At 34.8% G+C, this 20,138-nt stretch carries 14 protein-coding genes and 3 tRNA genes; 6 read left to right on the forward strand and 11 right to left on the reverse strand.

Features of this window, described 5'->3' with window-relative positions; genetic code table 11:
* The first annotated feature begins 13 nt into the window (after nucleotides 1-13).
* A complete protein-coding gene (locus tag QV06_RS10820) occupies nucleotides 14-496 on the forward strand; it encodes a TRAP transporter small permease (protein WP_065238148.1) in 483 nt (160 codons plus the stop codon).
* Nucleotides 497-499: 3 nt separating this feature from the next.
* Complete coding sequence (locus tag QV06_RS10825; RefSeq protein WP_065238149.1) at nucleotides 500-1,804, forward strand: TRAP transporter large permease; 1,305 nt, start codon at nucleotides 500-502, stop codon at nucleotides 1,802-1,804.
* A 128-nt stretch (nucleotides 1,805-1,932) separates the two neighbouring features.
* Here the strand turns inward: QV06_RS10825 and QV06_RS10830 are convergent, their stop codons facing one another.
* Complete coding sequence (locus QV06_RS10830; protein ID WP_065238150.1) at nucleotides 1,933-2,199, reverse strand: hypothetical protein; 267 nt, start codon at nucleotides 2,197-2,199, stop codon at nucleotides 1,933-1,935.
* 372 nt (nucleotides 2,200-2,571) lie between these two features.
* Between QV06_RS10830 and QV06_RS10835 the strand changes: the two genes are divergently transcribed.
* The 3 genes from QV06_RS10835 to QV06_RS10845 are packed head-to-tail and all read left to right on the forward strand — an operon-like array spanning nucleotide 2,572 to nucleotide 6,184.
* On the forward strand, nucleotides 2,572-4,443 hold the full coding sequence (locus QV06_RS10835; protein WP_065238151.1) for a PTS mannitol transporter subunit IICBA: 1,872 nt from the start codon (nucleotides 2,572-2,574) through the stop codon (nucleotides 4,441-4,443).
* 55 nt (nucleotides 4,444-4,498) lie between these two features.
* Nucleotides 4,499-5,653, forward strand: a complete 1,155-nt coding sequence (locus QV06_RS10840; protein ID WP_065238152.1) for a mannitol-1-phosphate 5-dehydrogenase — start codon at nucleotides 4,499-4,501, stop codon at nucleotides 5,651-5,653.
* Nucleotides 5,654-5,680: 27 nt separating this feature from the next.
* Nucleotides 5,681-6,184 carry an MltR family transcriptional regulator gene (locus QV06_RS10845; protein WP_065238153.1) on the forward strand — a complete coding sequence of 168 codons (504 nt, stop codon included), beginning with the start codon at nucleotides 5,681-5,683 and terminating at the stop codon, nucleotides 6,182-6,184.
* A 391-nt stretch (nucleotides 6,185-6,575) separates the two neighbouring features.
* On the opposite strand, the gene QV06_RS10850 is transcribed toward QV06_RS10845, so the two are convergent.
* Together QV06_RS10850 and ilvY are read right to left on the reverse strand one after the other, a co-directional pair.
* Nucleotides 6,576-7,139, reverse strand: coding sequence for an integron protein cassette protein (locus QV06_RS10850; protein ID WP_065238154.1), 564 nt, complete (start codon nucleotides 7,137-7,139; stop codon nucleotides 6,576-6,578).
* A gap of 335 nt (nucleotides 7,140-7,474) precedes the next feature.
* The gene (gene ilvY / locus QV06_RS10855) at nucleotides 7,475-8,371 is read right to left on the reverse strand and encodes an HTH-type transcriptional activator IlvY (protein WP_065238162.1); all 897 of its coding nucleotides are present in this window, start codon (nucleotides 8,369-8,371) and stop codon (nucleotides 7,475-7,477) included.
* A 168-nt stretch (nucleotides 8,372-8,539) separates the two neighbouring features.
* Between ilvY and ilvC the strand changes: the two genes are divergently transcribed.
* On the forward strand, nucleotides 8,540-10,018 hold the full coding sequence (gene ilvC, locus QV06_RS10860; RefSeq protein WP_065238155.1) for a ketol-acid reductoisomerase: 1,479 nt from the start codon (nucleotides 8,540-8,542) through the stop codon (nucleotides 10,016-10,018).
* A 66-nt stretch (nucleotides 10,019-10,084) separates the two neighbouring features.
* Here ilvC and recC read toward each other — a convergent pair whose 3' ends face one another.
* The 8 genes from recC to rep all read right to left on the reverse strand — a co-directional run bounded on the left by recC (nucleotide 10,085) and on the right by rep (nucleotide 20,027).
* The gene (recC, locus tag QV06_RS10865; RefSeq protein ID WP_065238156.1) at nucleotides 10,085-13,375 is read right to left on the reverse strand and encodes an exodeoxyribonuclease V subunit gamma; all 3,291 of its coding nucleotides are present in this window, start codon (nucleotides 13,373-13,375) and stop codon (nucleotides 10,085-10,087) included.
* 105 nt (nucleotides 13,376-13,480) lie between these two features.
* Nucleotides 13,481-15,214 carry an FTR1 family iron permease gene (locus tag QV06_RS10870; RefSeq protein ID WP_065238157.1) on the reverse strand — a complete coding sequence of 578 codons (1,734 nt, stop codon included), beginning with the start codon at nucleotides 15,212-15,214 and terminating at the stop codon, nucleotides 13,481-13,483.
* Nucleotide 15,215: 1 nt separating this feature from the next.
* A complete protein-coding gene (gene efeB, locus QV06_RS10875; protein WP_065238158.1) occupies nucleotides 15,216-16,457 on the reverse strand; it encodes an iron uptake transporter deferrochelatase/peroxidase subunit in 1,242 nt (413 codons plus the stop codon).
* Between the two features lie 74 nt (nucleotides 16,458-16,531).
* Complete coding sequence (efeO, locus tag QV06_RS10880; protein ID WP_065238159.1) at nucleotides 16,532-17,350, reverse strand: iron uptake system protein EfeO; 819 nt, start codon at nucleotides 17,348-17,350, stop codon at nucleotides 16,532-16,534.
* A gap of 190 nt (nucleotides 17,351-17,540) precedes the next feature.
* Nucleotides 17,541-17,617 (reverse strand) — tRNA-Arg (locus QV06_RS10885).
* Nucleotides 17,618-17,681: 64 nt separating this feature from the next.
* A tRNA-Arg gene (locus QV06_RS10890) sits at nucleotides 17,682-17,758 on the reverse strand.
* Between the two features lie 10 nt (nucleotides 17,759-17,768).
* Nucleotides 17,769-17,861: transfer RNA gene (locus QV06_RS10895), tRNA-Ser, on the reverse strand.
* Nucleotides 17,862-18,011: 150 nt separating this feature from the next.
* Nucleotides 18,012-20,027, reverse strand: a complete 2,016-nt coding sequence (gene rep / locus QV06_RS10900) for a DNA helicase Rep (protein WP_065238160.1) — start codon at nucleotides 20,025-20,027, stop codon at nucleotides 18,012-18,014.
* Between the last annotated feature and the right edge of the window lie 111 nt (nucleotides 20,028-20,138).

A 20,138-nucleotide genomic window follows, 5' to 3' on the forward strand; every position in this document is an offset into this window, starting at 1 on the left:
TTAGGAGACCATCATGTCTAAGTTAAATTTATATTTTAATAAAATAATTGAAGTTATATTAATTTTATTGATGGTCTTTTTAACTCTTTGTGTAATTTGGCAAGTAATTAGTCGATACATTTTAAATACACCTAGTACAATTACTGAAGAGTTATCAAGATTTTTAATGATTTATACATGTTTACTAGGTGCTAGTTATGCTGTAGGAAAACAAAAGCACTTATCAATTGATCTTATATTCTCATACCTTACATCAGAACAAAAAATATTATTATCTATCGTAATAAATATTATTATAGCAACCTTCTCTATTGTTATATTTTATGGTGGATACATACTAACTAACAGCACATTTAGTAGTTTACAAACATCTCCCGCATTACAAATAAAGATGGGATATATTTATATAATACTACCAATTAGCGCCATAATCATTTTCTATTATTCTATTTGTGAAATTATTAACAATGTAAAAAAGAGAAGAAATAAGGAGTAAATTATGGAAGCTTATATTGCCATTATCCTATTTACTAGTTTCTTTTTTCTAGTATTCATTGGTCTACCAATTTCATTTGCAATTGGTATTGCCACTACATTATCTATGATATTTATGTTCCCTATAGATACCGCAATATCTATTATTTCTCAAAGATTGGCGAATGGAATAGATAACTTTGCTTTACTTGCAATTCCTTTTTTTATCCTTTCTGGCAATTTGATGAACCATGGGGGTATAGCAATTAGATTGATTAATTTTGCAAAAATATTAATAGGTAATAAACCTGGATCTTTATATCATGTCAATGTATTAGCTAATATGATGTTCGGATCTATATCAGGATCTGCCACAGCATCTGCAGCTGCTGTAGGTGGAACATTAGTAAAAATTCAACAGCAAGAAAAATATAATCCGAATATTTCAGCTGCTGTAAATATATCATCTTGTATATCTGGATTACTCATTCCTCCATCAAATGTTCTCATTGTTTACTCATTAACAGCAGGTGGTATCTCTGTTGGCGCTTTATTTGTAGCTGGGTACATACCTGGAATATTAATGGGACTATCAGTTATGGTAGTGGCTGCATTATTGTCGAGGAACTCTTTTAAAAATAGCAAGGCAGAAAAGATTACTTTTCATGATTTTTTAACTTCATTTTGGCAAGCATTACCGAGTTTATTACTTGTTGTTATTGTTGTAGGTGGCATTGTTATAGGGGCATTTACAGCAACAGAAGCCTCAGCCATAGCAGTATTATATACATTTATTCTCTCTGTAGTTATATATCGTACAATTTCATTAAAACAACTACCTGCTTTATTACTGGAATCTGTCATTATGACAAGTGTAATTATGCTTTTAGTTGGTTTTTCTGTTGGGATGTCATGGGCTATGACTAATGCAGACATACCATTTTGGATAAGTGAATCATTATTAAGTATATCTAGCGATCCTTTCACGATATTATTACTTATCAATCTAATACTTCTAATAGTTGGAATATTTATGGATATGACTCCTGCAGTTCTTATCTTTGCTCCCATCTTTTTACCCATAGTACAAGATCTTAATATCGACCTTATTCACTTTGGAATTATAATGGCAGCAAATTTATGCATTGGTTTATGTACACCTCCTGTAGGAACTGCTCTATTCGTAGGATGTTCAGTTGGTGAAGTTAAAGTTCAAAATGTTATAAAGCCTCTATTACCTATGTATTTCGCTTTATTTATTATTGTAATGCTTATTACATACATACCTAATTTATCGCTATTTCTACCCAAATTTTTTGGACTAATATAGTTGTTCTATAGTAATAAAAAGACCTCTTATCGTCACCGGTAAGAGGTCAAGAGGCACTACAGGAATAATTTTAAGTTTTTATGCAGGAATTTTTTCTTTTGCTGTTTCATGAATAGGTTGTTTATGCCCTACTTTTTACTCTCCTTTTTAGCTAGTACATGATGTTTTATGCTTTTTTCTTGTTTTGCCATATGACTATGTTTCCCTTCAGTAACAGCAGTTTTTTGTACTAAAGTACTTTTTTCGGTTTTTGGCATAACTTGTTCCACTTTCATCTTAGGTTCTGCTTTAACGGGTGTAATGGTTTCACCTGCTGCTTGAGCCATACTAATAGAAACCATAGCAAAAACAGAAACTAATAATGAATTAACCATAACTTTTTTATTCACTAACATAATTGATACTCCTTCTAGAGTGTTTTTTCTTATTATGAACGGAAATTCCGCCCTCCATCATGGCGCGCATAGTAATCCTGAATAATTAGCCGAAAATGAGCAAATTCAATCTTACAAGTTCTAACAAAAAATAAATTTTAGCCATTTTTGCCCTTCCCCCATTTAGGTTATTTTATACACAAAAATAACGTGATCCAAATCACAAAAAATAAAAATTGCAATTTATTATGTGACACAGATCACATTTATTAAAAAGTCGTTAAAAAATTTTATTTGAACTATGTCACATTTTTGAGATCGAAAATTTCTCGTTTTTCAAACTATGTGTTAATTTTTGCACGAAATTTCTTCTCCATCATTGAGGATTAAATTATGGTTTCTACACAAACAAAATTACGCATACAAAATTTTGGTCGTTTTCTCTCCAATATGGTAATGCCTAATATTGGTGCATTTATCGCTTGGGGTTTTATTACCGCACTATTCATTCCAACTGGGTGGTTGCCTAATGAAACATTAGGAAAATTAGTTGGCCCAATGATCACTTACCTACTCCCACTTTTAATTGGTTACACTGGTGGACGTTTAGTTGGTGGCGATCGTGGTGCAGTAGTAGGTGCAATTACCACTATGGGGGTTATCGTAGGTTCTGATATCCCAATGTTCCTTGGCGCAATGATTGCAGGTCCACTTGGTGGCTTTGCTATCAAAAAATTTGATAAATGGGTAGATGGTAAAATTAAAAGCGGTTTTGAGATGTTAGTTAATAACTTCTCTGCAGGTATTATCGGTATGATCTGTGCCTTAATTGCTTTCTTAGCAATTGGTCCAGCCGTTAAAATGTTATCTACCGCTTTAGCTGCAGGCGTTGATGTCCTCGTTAAAGCAAACTTATTACCACTTACTTCTCTTTTTGTTGAACCAGCAAAAATCTTATTCTTAAATAATGCAATTAACCATGGTATTTTCTCACCATTAGGTATCCAACAATCACAAGAATTTGGTCAATCAATCTTCTTCTTAATTGAAGCAAATCCAGGTCCAGGTTTTGGTGTATTGTTAGCTTATATGTTATTTGGTAAAGGTTCAGCAAAACAAACTGCAAGTGGTGCTGCGGTTATCCATTTCCTTGGCGGTATTCATGAAATCTATTTCCCTTATGTATTGATGAATCCACGTTTAGTCCTTGCTGTTATCGCAGGCGGTATGTCTGGTGTTCTTACTTTAACCTTAACTCACTCAGGTCTTGTTGCACCAGCTTCACCAGGTTCTATCTTTGCTGTATTACTTATGACACCTAAAACATCTATGTTTGGTGTAATCCTATCAGTAATTATTGCTTGTGCGGTGTCTTTTGTTATCGCTTCATTCTTCTTAAAACTTCAAAAAACAGAAGGTTCTTTAGAAGAAGCAACAGCACAAGTAAAAAACTTAAAATCTGGTGCTGCAGTAAACGTCAATAATGTTGAAGTTAACTACACTGGCTTGAAAAAAATCTTTGTATCTTGTGACGCAGGTATGGGTTCAAGTGCAATGGGTGCAAGTATGTTACGTAAAAAAGTCAAAGAAGCTGGCTTACCAATAGACGTAGCAAACTGCGCAATTAATGATTTACCAGAAGACGCACGTTTAGTTATTACTCACCAAGACTTAACATTACGCGCAAAACAACATGTACCAAATGCGATCCATTTATCATTAACTAACTTCTTAGATAACAAATTCTATGACAGCTTAGTTAATGAATTAAAAGCTGAATTTAACACTCAAAAAGCTGAACCCGCAGTTCAACCAGAAACAAACACAAATAGCGCATTTGCTCTTGCAGCAAACCAAGTATTCCTTGGCTTAAAAGCAGCAAATAAAGAAGAAGCTATCCGTTTCGCAGGTGAACAATTAGTAAAAGGTGGCTTTGTCCAACCAAGTTATGTTGAAGCGATGTTAGAACGTGAAAAATTGGTTTCTACTTACCTTGGTGAAGGTGTCGCTGTGCCACACGGTACTATCGAAGCTAAAGATGCTGTATTAAAAACAGGGATTGTCTTCTGCCAATATCCTGAAGGGGTACGTTTCAATGATGAAGAGGATGGTGTAGCAAAATTAGTTATCGGTATTGCAGCACGTAATAATGAACATATTCAAGTTGTTTCAGCGATTACTAACGCATTGGACAGTGAAGAAGCAATTAATACACTGACTACTACTGGCGACGTTGAAAAAGTGCTAGCATTACTTAAAGGTTAATAGGCTGTAGGAACGTAGTGACATCACTACGTTCTTTTTATTTAGGAGATTTATAATGAAAGCATTACATTTTGGTGCAGGTAATATTGGTCGTGGTTTTATTGGTAAATTACTTGCTGATGCAGGTATCCACGTTACTTTCGCAGATATCAATGAAACTGTGATCAATTTATTGAATAAACAACAATCTTATTCAGTAAAAATTGTTGGTGATGGTGCTAATCGAATTGAAGTCGTCAAAAATGTTGATGGGTTAAATTCAGCAAATCAAGATCAATTACTCGCTAAAATCCAACAAGTCGATCTTATTACCACTGCTATTGGTGCTGGGGTATTAAAGATCATCGCAAAATCACTTGCTCAAGGTTTAGTTGCTCGTATTCAACAAGGTAACACCAAACCATTAAATATTATTGCTTGTGAAAATATGGTACGTGGTACAACCAACTTAAAAGAACATATTTTTAGCCACCTTTCAGCTGAAGAACAACAACTCGTTAGCCAATATGTTGGTTTTGTAGATTCTGCCGTCGATAGAATTGTACCGCCAGTTGAAGCGAATGCAGAAGATCCACTACAAGTCACCGTAGAAGAATTTAGCGAATGGATTGTTGATCAAACCCAATTTAAAGGCGATATTCCAAATATTCCAGGTATGGAACGTACTGACAATTTAATGGCATTTATTGAGCGTAAATTATTTACCCTCAATACAGGTCACGCAGTTACTGCTTATCTAGGTAAATTAGCCGGCTATCAATTCGTCAAACAATCAATTGATGACGATGCCATTAAACAACAAGTCAAAGCTGTTATGCAAGAAAGTGGTGCGGTATTAATCAAGCGTTATAACTTTGATCCTGCTACACACGCAGCTTATATTGAAAAAATCTTAAAACGCTTTGCAAATCCATATTTACAAGATGATGTGGATCGTGTTGGGCGTGAACCTTTACGCAAACTCAGCTATAATGACCGACTTATCAAACCATTACGTGGCACATTAGAATATCAATTACCACATATAATGATTTGTAAAGCTGTTGCCGCAGCGCTTTGTTACACGAATGCAAATGATCCTCAAGCGGTAGAATTACAACAAACTCTTGCAAGTGAAGGAGTAATTCCAACTTTAGCAAAATATACTGGTCTTGATGACCAAGCTATTTTTGAGGAAATTGCTCAAGCTTATGCGGTATTAAAGAAGTAAATTTTTAATTTAGGGTAAAGGGCCTAAATGATCGAAGAAAAGTTAAATGAAGTTACCACCGCACGAGGTTTAATTATTGCAGCGGTAACCATTTTTGATGAAGCTATTGATCATTTAATCAATAGAGTATTTCGTAAAACCGATTTTGTTGTAGAGTCTGTCATTGAATCTCTCTTTGAACATTCAGGTCCTTTATTCGATTTTAAAATTCGTCTAAAAGTGTTATTAGGCTTAGGCGTATTATCGAAAGAAACTTTTGAAGATATTAATGCCTTTATAAAACTAAAAGAAACAATTAATAACCAAGAGCAAGAAGCCTCGTTTAGCGATCCAATGTTTTTCGCTTTTATTCAGCAACTACATTGCATCAAAGAATCACTTTTTATCAAAGATCCCCTCCCAAAACAAAACTCCACTGATTCTTTATTAGAACAAGTAAAAATTATCCGTTGGGAAAAAATGATTCGTTCTTATTTAATTCTCTCTATTTTACATATTAATGAAGAGTTACAAATTGAGAGTCCTTTGTAATAAAATATAGAAATATACTAAATAACTAGACTCTTTTAATTGAGTAAAAGTAGAAGTTTGAGATTTTATATTACTAAAATAAAAGTGCCACTCATATTATTTTTGAGCAATACTATTTGCAATAAACAGATCAATCAATTTATTGTATTGTAATAACTTAGATAAGTTTTTCCTCTAAGAACTCTAAGATAGAATTTTTAGTTATTATCTAAAACAACATCCTAATCTCTTATTAGATAAGATAAGATAAGATAAGAAAATAAAACAAGGCAAAAATAAAGTGAAATTTTATTCATCATTAGGAGAAATATTAGACAGTTAAAATAAAATGAAGCCATTTCACTTTTATAATAATTTAGAAAAATGGCTTTATTTAGTGTAAGGCTCAAAACTATTTGTTAGCTTCTAATAACTGTTTTACACCAGGATCATTAATAAATTGATCATAGCCAGCACCAACCATTCTATAAATTTGCTGTATGATCATAGTTCGTGGATCAGCTTCAAATTTTGAAACAGTGACTACTTTTGGTGAGTAATCTTTATTCCATAATACTGAATTATTTTTTAATAACTTGTAGTTCACTTTATAGATGAAATCAACATTCAAACCAAAATCATCCATCTTAAATTGTTTCACATTACCTAACAATTTTAGATGGCCTGTACCAATATTAATCCCTGTAAGTTGCAGCTCTTTTGCTGTAATTTGTTTTACAATTTCAGCAACACTTTTATCAAGATAAACAGATCCTGCTGCTGTATTTTCTAATTGACTTTCCTTTAAACGACCTTGTTGTGCAGGCTCATAACTAAATTCTCCTAAAATAACGGAAGAATCAACTTTTGTATAATTTTGTGTTTGATAAGTACCCATTTGTGAACTTGTATGAATTGTACCTGAACAACCAGCTAAGCTAATAACTGCAATAATGGTTAATAATAACTTTTTCATTGTATAGTCCTTAATAAAATAAATACAGATTAAAAAAACAGCTTAAATTGTACAAAAAAAAAACAAAACACAACTAAAATCTATTATCTTTAGTGTAATTTACTTGCAGTAACTTAGCTTATGAAACACAATTTATTATCACTTTAATTTTTGGTTATAAAAATATAATTAACACGAATCACTAAAGTTCTTCTATTAATTTATTGATTTTGAATAAATTTTTATTAATAGTAACTATTAAAATACAATAAGATTGAGTAGCTATTAATAAGAAGTGCTGTAAAAATAGAACAATAATTCATTTAACTACTAAATATTATCCTGAACAAAAAGAATTAAATCATCTTTTTTCTTTGAATTAACTCTTCCCAAAAAATCTTCACCACTGGATTTTGTAAATTTTTCCGATTAACGCAGATACCTAAAGATAATGCGTCAATACTTGGTTCTATATTGAGATAAGTGATTTGTGTATTCATTGGGTTATGAGCAATAACAACATCAGGTAATAACGCTAAACCAAAGCCCATTGCCACCATCGGGACAATACCTTCATGTCCTGCAACAGTCGCATAAATTTTAGGATGCTTAATCCCTTTTTGTTGGAACCATTGTCCTATTTTCTGCCTAGCCGGTCCTTCTACTGGCACAATAAACGGAATCTCTTGCCAATTAATCGGTGATTGTTGTAATAGCTGGTTAGCAACACAAGCAACTTTCGGAGCAATTAATGAGAAAGGTAATAAGTCGATTTGATGAAAAATAATATTGTCGGGTAGTTGTTCGGGTTCACCTGCAATAGCTAAATCTACTTGCCGACTTTGTACTAATTGAACTGCTAACGCTGGATCCCCTGTGGTTAATTGAATTTCTACTTTTGGGTGTTTTTGCCGAAAACGCGCTAAAATTTCAGGCAAATGGCTATAACTTGCTGTTACTGAACAAAATAGCCGAATTTCGCCAACTAAATCTATCGTATTAGGTTGCAACTGCTGTTGTAATAAGCGCCATTCTTGTAAGGTTTTTTCTGCAAATTGATAAAATTGTTCACCCGTTGGCGTTAATTCAACAGAACGATTATCTCGCCAAAATAATGCTTTCCCTACTTCCTCTTCAAGCCGTTGAATTTGGCGAGAAAGAGTTGAAGGACTGAGATGATTCAACGCTGCTGATCGAGCAAAGTTTTTACTCTCACAAAGATGTAGAAACAGTTTTAATTGTTGAAAATCCACCATTTCCTCCCAAACAAAATAGATGTTAATAATATTGCATATATTGCAATTATGGATTTCAATAATATCAATTTACGCAATAAAAAAAAGCCTTATACTCAAAATAAAGCAATGATTATTCGCTTAGTAAACACTATTAACTTATCTAGATGCATAGGAGTATTTTTTATGGCTAACTATTTCAACACATTAAACTTACGCCAAAAACTTGATCAATTAGGTCGCTGTCGTTTCATGGATCGCAGCGAGTTTGCAGATGAAGCTAACTTTTTAAAAGGTAAAAAAGTCGTTATCGTTGGTTGCGGTGCACAAGGTTTAAACCAAGGATTAAATATGCGTGACTCAGGCTTAGATGTGAGCTATGCGTTACGTAAAGAAGCGATCGCTGAAAAACGAGCTTCTTTCCAACGTGCATCTGAAAATGGTTTTGTTGTAGGTAGCTATGAAGAACTTATTCCTCAAGCAGATTTAGTAATTAACCTTACTCCAGATAAACAACATAGCAGCGTTGTTAAAGCAGTAATGCCATTAATGAAACAAGGCGCTGCATTAGGTTATTCTCACGGTTTAAATATCGTTGAAGTAGGTGAACAAATTCGTCCAGATATTACGGTAGTTATGGTTGCTCCGAAATGTCCAGGTACTGAAGTTCGTGAAGAATATAAACGTGGTTTTGGTGTGCCAACTTTAATTGCTGTTCACCCTGAAAACGATCCGAAAGGTGAAGGTATGGCAATTGCTAAAGCGTGGGCAGCTGCAACTGGTGGTCACCGTGCTGGTGTACTTGAATCCTCTTTTGTTGCAGAAGTGAAATCTGACCTAATGGGGGAACAAACCATTCTTTGCGGTATGTTACAAGCGGGCTCATTGATTTGTTACGATAAATTAGTTGCTGATGGTAAAGACCCGGCTTATGCTGCACAATTAGTTCAATATGGTTGGGAAACCATTACTGAAGCATTGAAATTAGGTGGTATTACCTTAATGATGGATCGCCTTTCTAATAGTGCTAAATTACGTGCTTTTGAGCTTTCTGAACAGATCAAAGCAATGTTAACTACCTTATTCCAAAAACATATGGATGACATCATTAGTGGTGAATTCTCTGCAACCATGATGGCTGACTGGGCAAATGGAGATAAAAATCTACTTACATGGCGTGAAGAAACAGGTAAGAGTGCATTTGAAAACGCTCCTAAATATGAAGGCAAAATTAAAGAACAAGAATACTTTGATAATGGTGTATTAATGATTGCGATGGTGAAAGCCGGGGTAGAACTAGCCTTCGATACTATGGTTTCTAGCGGTATTATTGAAGAATCTGCTTATTATGAATCACTACATGAATTACCATTAATCGCAAATACTATTGCACGTAAACGTCTTTATGAAATGAATGTGGTAATTTCTGATACCGCAGAATATGGTAACTACTTATTCGCAAATGTAGCAACACCAATTATGCGTGAAAAACTTGTTCCGCAATTACAAAAAGGTGACTTAGGCGAAGCTACACCAACCGTAGAAATTGATAACATTACATTACGTGATGTCAACGATGCAATCCGCAATCACCCGATTGAAAAAGTAGGTCAAAAACTCCGTGGTTATATGAAGGATATGAAACGTATCGTGGTTGTTGGTTAAGAATAAGACTTAAATTTACTAAATTTAACCCTATGTAGATTATTCAATTTACATAGGGTTTCTTATTTATTCTGCTTTTATATGATTGAGCATCATCTCAAACCAATTTAAAAATCCACTTTTAATGTCTTGATAGTCTAATGTTGCTGTTTGGAGTAAAATCCGTTGCCAATATTGGTATTGTTTATTTTCTGGCTTAATTTGATTTAATTTGAGTAGCAAAGTATCCATATCATTTTCTTCTTCACTAAAGAATTTAATAAATTCATCTAAGTCATAAGTAGGAATCAAACACATCTCATCTTGTGCCATTAAATAGTCTTGGATATAAACTTCCATTTGTGCAAAGGCTTGCTCATAATTAAATGGATCAAAATTCAGTTTAGTGACTGTGCCCGCATCTAAGCCAAAAAATTGTGAACTTTGTGCTTGACCAACAATCTGTAACAACAGGTGATTAATCCATAATTTAATCTGTTCCTGTTCTCGAATTTTACCTACACGCCAACCAATAAATTGATCTTGATAGAGTGAATCAATTTGTCCTTGTAACATTACGCTTTGCTGGCTAAATGAAAATGGTAGTGCAATTTTTAAAGATTCTGCTTCTGTAATACGATACTGCTCTATTTCATCCCATAGCGCACTGCAATTTTGTTCTAACTCTGCTTGTGATAAAAACGTGAAACCAGCTCGTGGTAAGAGCCCTTCACATTTCGCTTTCTCAAATTCAGCTTGCCAATTACTCTTCTCTTGTTGCAACAATCGATCTTTAAGTTGATATTGTGCCAAACCATTCAACGCAAAGACTTCACTTTCCATCAATGTGTCATCTTGTTGTTGCAGAAAAACGCCTAATCGCTGCTCAAAAAAGTAACGTTGTGGTGCTACTAGGAAACGAATTAGGTCGTCTAGCTCAATAATTTGTGTTTGTTCCTCTTCTTGTAATGGTGATATAGGTTGTACAAACGGAACCATTCTCTGCTCATGTATTTGAGCCATAGCCACGTCTGCCCATTCTTGTGCATAAGAAAAGTGAGGTTCAATAAAATTAGTTGGACTAAAAATAGTTGCTGGGTAGGTAAACTTAAGCTGATTAATCACTTCTGGATCAGAAAGATTCTCGCTCAGATAATCAATTAGTTGATTCACTAACACGGAAGGCTCATATTCTGTATTATCAATAATAGAATAACCTACATAGCTAATATATAACCTTTCTCTTGCTGACAAGAGCGCTTCAAGAAAGAGATAACTATCATCTTCTCGGCGAACACGATCCCCTTTTTGTAACTGGTATTGCATGATGTCAAAGCTATTGGTTGTTAGTTGTCGAGGGAAATCCCCTTCATTCATACCTAATAAGCAAATCACTTTAAATGGAATCGCACGCATCGGTAATAAGGTACAGAAATTCAACTGCCCCATCAGAAAATGCACACTATTATCTTGCTCGTTTAATTTTGCTTGTAGCAACTGACTAATAATTTCGGCATCAAGTGCTCCACTATATTGGCTTTCGGTAGCAGTATCTAATACTTGCTGTGTCACTTGCTTCAATAAAGCAATCGTTGCACTGTTTGCTGTTGTATCAAAAAAGGTATCAATACAATACAAAATCGTTGTGCGCCATATTTCAATAGCACACGTTTGCTGCAATAGTTGGTACCATATCTGCAACGCTTCAATAAACTGAGCTAATTTTCCAGCAATTTTTCCTTGCAATCCCTCACTATAATCAAAGCCAACTATATCTTGCCAAACACCAGCTTCATTTTTTAAGGCATAACCGAGCAGCATCCTTTCAACGCCGTTTTGCCATGCATTATAATTTGGTACATCTTGGTCTTGATATTTCTCTAAACCAAAACGAATACCCGACTGCACAACCCACTCACGAATTTGTTGTAACTCCTCAGCATCAATCGCAAAACGTTGCCGTACACAGTCCACATCTAATAATGCTAATACTGATTCTACTGAGAATAACGATTCTTTCAGTTTAAAAAACTGTAAGAAAGCAGCAATTACAACATCACTTTCCGTCACTTTGCGATCAGAAATTGCAAATGGAATATGGCGATTATCCACAGAATTATATTGGGAAAATACGGCTTGAATATAAGGTGTATAGCGATCAATATCCGCCACCATTACCACAATATCTTTTGGTGTTAATGTCGGATCTTCAGCAAACATTGCTAATAAATTATCGTGTAACACCTCTACTTCACGCATTGGGCTATAACAGGCGTGGAAACTGAGTGAATGATCACCAGCTTGATAAACTAATGGCTGATCTTGCAGATCTAATTCAAGAATATGCTTTTGAATTTGCTGCAATAATCCTTGTTTTTCAGGCGTTACATATAATTCTATTTCTTGTGGCTCTGCTTGCGTTAGTGAATATAAAAAATCTCGTCCTAATTTTCCCCATGCAGCTAATAACGGATGACCAACCGATAAGGATTCATCATAAACTGTCTTGATCACAGGTGATTGGGTTAGCTGTTTTAGTTTTAATTTTTCAAGATAGCGATGATCAACAATATCCCCCCAATAATAACGACTAGGGCTATTAAAAAAGAGATGAACATCCAGATGGTCACTTAATGCTTCCAATAATGTCAAAAACATTGGTGGTAAAGCTGAAATACCAAAAATACAAATTCGCTTCGGCAAATATTTCGGTTTATATCCTTGTGCTAACAAATTCAGATAATGCTGATATAAATTTGCACGATGCCAAACCGCTTCTCCTTGATTATTGCTCGTAATATCCTCAATTAATTTACGCCATAAAATTGCCTGCCAAGTAAAATCAGACAAGATCGTTGGCAAAATTGATTGGTAGCGGGTGGAAATCTGTTGTGTAAGAGATTGTTTAACTTGTTCAAACTCACCAGCCTCCCACTGATTAATCCAATCTGGTCGATAGACTAAATATTGGTCAAACAGATCGGCAATTTTTTCTGCTAATTGGAATAACTTTAACTGTGTAAACTCTTGTCCTAGATAATTCTGTAAACTTTTAAACTCAGATAATGACAACAACTCAGGAATAATCCGCATTAAACGCCAAACTAATGCTTCTTTACGGAATAAATTTTTTTCACCCGCAGCAGGAATACTCTCTTTGTATAATTGCCAAATAAAAGTTGAGGGCATCGGAAATGAAAAATTAGCAGCAATGCCAAAGTGATCCGCTAACTGAATTTGTAACCATTGTGCCATTCCTGGACTTTGTACCAAAATAATCTCACTAGAAAAGGGATCATCTAATGGTTGTACCTCTAATAAGCGAATTAAAAGCTGCTTTTGATATTCCAATTGATTAGCGTAATACACCGTAAACATTTTTCTTCCAACCTCACCAATACTGTCGCTACCATTGTAAACGAATCTCTATTCAATCGGTAACAAAAAAGGGAGCTAAACGCTCCCTTAAAACTCTTATCTAACCTATGCCGTTGCAGGTTCATGATGTTGTAACCATTTTTGTAATAACAAAATTAAACCAACATAAATCACTTGTGCTACGACTGTTTCAACGGTGGCATAGAAACCTAACCATTCAATATTTGGTAATAGATCTACAATCGTTGTCGGCAAAATCTTAGTGAGCTGTAATGCATGCACACTTACGCCTAAAATCTTGAAGCCTAACACATACAATACCCAAGTTAAGATTTTAAACATTGTTGGTACAGGCAATTTGACCGAGCTTTTTAAAATAATCACCGCAAGAATTGCCAAAATCACAATCGCGATACCTACTCCTAAAGCGAATGATTCTGTACTAATATTCGGCAAAATTCCTACATAAAATAGAATAGTTTCTGCCCCTTCACGAAATACTGAAAGGAAACTTAACCCAAATAAAGAAACAAAACTTCCGGTGGTTAATGCTTTGCCCATATGTTTCTTAATATAAGCCTGCCATGCTTTTAGTGAAGATTTACTATGTAACCAAGCACCTATAGTTAAAATCATTAATACAGCAACGATACCTACGCCACCTTCAATAATTTCCCGATTTGTACCTGAACTTGCTGTTGGGAATAAACGTTGTAAAACAAATGCCGCCACAATACTTAATAATATTCCAGCAATAACTCCACCATTTACCCACTTATAGCCTTGAGGACGATTAGCTACACGTAACGCACTCACTAATGCCATCACAACTAACAATGCTTCTAAACCTTCACGCAGTAAAATTAACATTGCATCTATCGCAGTATAACTTGCAGCAGGATTAATTAACGCTAATTGATCGATCAGCTGTTGTAAATTGGCTTGATATTTAGGTTCTTGACCTTTTGCCAAAATAACAGGAATTTCACTTTCTACCCGTGTATAGAGCGAACCATCTCGAGTGCTGACATCACCTTCGATTATTGGCCAAATCTCAATAAATGTCGTCAGTTTTTCTTGTGCTGTTACATTGTCCTGTTGTTGAAATGCTTGTAAGCCCTCTTTTAATAATGCAACCCCATCACTTAACTGATAATTTCCCGCTACATTTTCTGTTTTCTTACCCGATAAGAAATCTGTAAATTGTGTCGCAATTTTTTGTGTATTTTGCTCTACGCGTTGATAATCTAATGGTTCAGTTTCAATCGCTACCCGCAGTAACGCTAAAGCGGTTTCTATCTTGCCATAATAGTTCATATCAACATCACGAACTAGACGTTCATTTTTCACCCAAATGCCATTAAATAAGCGATATTGTTGCTGTAAAACATGACTATCTGGTTGCCTCTTATTCTCTGCTACCACTTTTTGCCAATGCTCAAATGCGGGAACAATCCGTTTCTTAAATAGTTTTTTTTGCTGTTCAATATCTAATGGATGTTGTTCCTTATCAAAGGCAAGTAAGGCAGAAGATAAAGCGTTTAATTCCGATAAATCAGCCGTATCTAATGCTTTAGTCAACTGTTCCAATACAATTTTGCCCGCTGGCGAAGTATGTTCTGGAATAGCAATAAATTGTTGTTGGATTTCTTCAATCTCTTTTTTTGCTTGTTCTGGATTATTCTCTTTAACAGCACTCATTGCATCAGATAATTGGATAAAAAGCGGACTTAAATTAAATTTTGTTTCCGCCATTGTTACTGTTGCTAGGCATAACAACAGTAAACAGATAAATCCATGCAATAAAAATTTATAAGCAGAGAAGCCCCTAAATTCCATCTTATGCTCCTAATAATCCTTGACCAATAAACTCGCCCTCTTTTACCCCAGGGAAACACGCAAATAGGCCACTACCAATATGCGTAATATATTCATTCATACGATCCACATTACCTAGTGCATTTTGGATTGTAATAAATTGATCTGGATCCTTTTGATAACAAATAAACAGTAAACCGCTTTCAAATTGTCCTGTACGTGCATTAATACCATCTGAATAAGAATAAGCACGACGCAAAATCTGTTTGCCAGTTTTATGCGCTAAAGCAGAATGAGAGTCTTCTGGGATCATTGGTTTACCGTGATGATTCTTTTTCTCTAAATCTAACGGAGCAAATTCATCATGTTCCCCAATCGGCGCACCCGTAGTGCGATGACGTCCAAAAGTACGTTCTTGTTCTTTATAGCTTGTTCTATCCCAAGTTTCTAAATGCATCACAATTTTACGCACTACCATATAACTACCGCCTTTCAACCAATCAGGTTGATCCACCCATACTTGACCAGCAGTATCCTTCAATGTATTAGCATTCGCTGTACCATCTTTGAAGCCAAATAAATTGCGTGGCGTATCAGTCGGTTTATCCGCAGAAATAAAGCCAGATTGGCTCCATTTCATTGTCACATTAGATCGAGCAACTCGAACAAGTTGGCGTACGGCGTGAAATGCAACTTGTGCATCATTCGCACAGGATTGAATACAGATATCACCGCCACTAAATTCTGGTCTTAATTGATCTCGTGGAAACAGTGGTAAATCTTTAAATGCAGAGGGCGCTTTCTCTTGTAAACCAAGTTTAGTTAAAAATGAAGGCGATACACCAAAAGTTAAGGTTAAGCCGTAAGCAGATAAATCATCTGCTTCCCCAGTATCAACTGGTGGCACAAAATGATTTTTAGAATATTCTTTAACATTATTTCCTTGCGTTAAACGTTCCGCATAACGAGTCCATGTTTTAAAGACTTCTCTAATTTCATGCAAATTATCAGTAGCAAGATCTAATACTAGAAAATAAACATATGTTTGTTGTGGCGTTAAAATACCTTGTTGGTGTTCACCATAAAATGGATAAGTAATATCTGAAAGACAGTGTTTATCGATAGGTTTATTGGCTTCTGCTGCAGTTGTAGTTTGGGTTGTTAAAGTCAATCCAGCGACGCTACCACCTAACATTACACCTGTCTTTTTCAAAAATTGGCGGCGCTCATTATTCATAACTGTTTTTTCTTCAATATGTTTCATCTTTATATATCCCCAAAAAGGAAAAACCACTGTTCCTAAAAACAGTGGTTAATAATCTAAAATAAATATATTCTTTAATTTGTTTCATCAAGAATAACACCCATTTGTGCAAGCGGTTCACCTAATTTATTAACGGCTTCACCTAACACTCGAGTATCTTCTTTTGAAAGATCAGTATATGGTTTATAGTCATGTTTACCGACTTTGTATTTATCTAATAGGCTATTTACATTGCTAAATTGTTTATCTAATTCTTTCACTAACTTAGCATCTTTCTTTTCGAGTTTTGGTTTAAGGATTTGATAAATCTTTTCTGCACCTTCGACATTAGCTTTGAAGTCATAAAGGTCTGTACGAGAGAAAATTTCTTCTTCTCCTGTAATTTTGCTAGTAGAAACTTCATTCAATAAATCAACTGCACCTTGCACCATCAAATCGCCTGTTACTTCAACTGTTGGTACTTTTGCACGTAACTCTTTCACATCATTTAATAATTGATCGGCAATCTGTTCTGTACCTTTTGTTGTATTTTCTGTCCAAAGAATTTTTTCGATTTTATGGAAACCTGACCAAATTTGATCTTTTTCTAAATCAGCTTCACGAGCATCAATACGAGGATCTAAATCACCAAAACTTTCTGCAATTGGCTCTGAACGTTCATAATACATTCTGATCAACGGATAAGCTTTCTTCGCTTCTTCTAATTTTCCAGCTTTTAAATCAGCAACAAATTGTGTAGTACCTTTCACAAGTTCATCAATTTGTTCAACAACAAATGCTTGATATTGTTTAGTTTCTTTAGATAAATCAACTGGAGCTGCAAGAAGAGTATTTGAGAAAAGGACGGTTGACGAAATGATTGTTGCTAATGCAACTTTTTTTAAACTAGACATAAATTACCCCGTATGGAATATAAATGAAAATTAATCGCATATCGGTTACGTAAGTTATGGCAAATAAGAATTAATGTCAATATTATTTAATAAAAAAATAGTAAATAGTAATAAATACTATATTGTTATAGCTATAATTAAATCTAAGGATAATAAAAGGAATTTTAGAAAGTCTAGATAAGTAGTAAAATGGCGCATCCGAGAGGATTCGAACCTCTGACCGCTCGGTTCGTAGCCGAGTACTCTATCCAGCTGAGCTACGGATGCGCTGATAAGATAATTTTTACCATATAACATTTATTCTTTAATTTACTCTAGAGTAGCAAGTAAATGGCGCATCCGAGAGGATTCGAACCTCTGACCGCTCGGTTCGTAGCCGAGTACTCTATCCAGCTGAGCTACGGATGCGTCGAATAAATGGCGGTGAGAGAGGGATTCGAACCCTCGATAGAGTTTTAAGCCCTATGCACCCTTAGCAGGGGTGTGCCTTCAGCCTCTCGGCCATCTCACCTCGTTCGGTTGAGACGCTATAATATGGATTTTAGAGAATAAGTCAACGCTTTTTTATGAAAAAAACGGTTTTTACGCTCGATTGAATGGATTATCATCAAAATACTTAATTTATAACCAACTCACGCTTATTTCCTCGAACATAACCACTTTAATTATCAGTTAATAATGCCTTTAATCTGGCAAAACCTTGCTGTCTTTGTGCTTGTTTTTGTTGTTCAGTCAAAGGGGATTTATCTTTTTCCCAAACAAGATCATCTTGTGGTAACTCTAAAAGAAAACGACTTGGTTCTGTATGAATAATCTCTCCCATTTGCCGACGAGTTTTACAACGAGAAAAAGTTAATTCTTTTTGCGCCCTGGTAATTCCTACATAAGCTAATCGTCGCTCCTCTTCAATATTATTATCATCTATTGAGTTTTGGTGTGGCAAAATACCTTCTTCCATACCAATTAAATAAACATAAGGAAATTCTAATCCTTTAGATGCGTGTAATGTCATTAATTGGACTTCATCACCACTTTGTTCATTCTCATTATGCTCCAACATATCGCGTAACGTTAAGCGTAACACAACCTGTGATAACGTCATTGGCGGATTAAATTCATCTCCTTCTAACATATCATGTACCCACTGTAATAACATCGCCACATTGCGACTTTGCATTTCTGCCGCTTTAGGATTATTTGCCTGCTCATAAAGATAAGTTTCATATTGTAATTGAGCAAACATCTCTCGGATCGCTTGTTGAGGATCGCTCCGCTCTACTTGATCTGATAACTTCACAATCCATTCAGCAAAATCATGTAAAGCTGTATATGCTTTTGCGGTAACACGTTGAATCAGTTCAAAATCAAAAATCGCTTCAAATAAAGAACAATGTTTTTCTTTTGCTAACTTACCCAGCTTTTCTAAAGTTGCCATACCAATTTCACGACGTGGTGTATTAATAATTCGAATAAAAGCAGAATCATCATCTTGATTCACCAATAAACGTAAATACGCCATCACATCTTTGATCTCTATACGAGAAAATAGTGATGTTCCCCCTGAAATTTTATAGGGAATACGGTTTTGCATTAAAACCTTTTCTAATAGTCGTGATTGATGATTACCTCGATAGAGAATGGCATAATCCCGATAAGTTGTCTTATGTAAAAAGCGATGTGCGATAAGTTCACCAACAATACGTTCAGCTTCGTGTTCTTCGTTTTTTGCTTCAATAACCTGTAATGGTTCTCCCATGCCTAATTGAGAAAATAATTTTTTAGCAAACACATGATCATTGTTATCAATCAGAATATTCGCACAATGTAAAATCCGTTGTGTAGAACGGTAATTTTGTTCTAATTTAATCACCGATAAATTAGGAAAATCATCCCGTAAACGAACAATATTCTCAGGTTTTGCACCTCGCCAAGAATAAATAGACTGATCATCATCACCAACCACTGTTAATTTTGCTTGCTCGCCTACCAATAATTTGATGAGTTCATATTGGCTAGTATTTGTATCCTGATATTCATCTACCAAGAGATAACCAATTTTTTTCTGCCATTTATTCCGTATCTCTGTATTATGTCGCAATAATAAAGTAGGCAGCATTATCAGGTCATCAAAATCTAAGGCATTGTAAGCATGCATTTGCTCAACATATAACTGATAACATTCAGCAAATGTTCGATCTATTGGCGTCTTCGCAAGTGCTAATGCTTGTTTTGGTAAAATTAAATCGTTTTTAAAACCAGAAATATATTGAATAAGTTGAGTTAATTTCTCTTTATCTTCTAACAGAAATGGCTTGGTTAATTCCTGTAATAATCCTTTTTGATCATGTTCATCAAACAAAGTAATACTTGATTTAAGTCCTAATGCTTGATGTTCTCTTTTGATTAAATCAAATCCTAAAGTATGAAATGTACATACTGTGAGCCCTTTACTCTTTTGACTACCAATTGATTGAGCAACACGCTCACGCATCTCTCTTGCTGCTTTGTTGGTAAAAGTAACTGCCGCAATCGTATTCGGTAAATAATGACACTGTTCAATTAAATAAGCGATCTTATTGATAATAACTCGAGTTTTACCTGAACCAGCCCCCGCCAAAACTAAACAGGGAGTATCAATTGTTGTAACTGCTTGTTGTTGTTGTGGATTTAATTTCATTCGCTCTATCAAAAAGTAGTAATTAACAAAGTTATTTCAAATGCCGTATTCTAATCAGAATAAAATAAGACGTCATTATTATAAAAAATAAAACCCGCCTAAAAAGACGGG

Origin of the sequence: Gallibacterium genomosp. 3, assembly GCF_001678475.1 — a bacterium.
Classification (GTDB): Bacteria; Pseudomonadota; Gammaproteobacteria; order Enterobacterales; family Pasteurellaceae; genus Gallibacterium; species Gallibacterium faecale.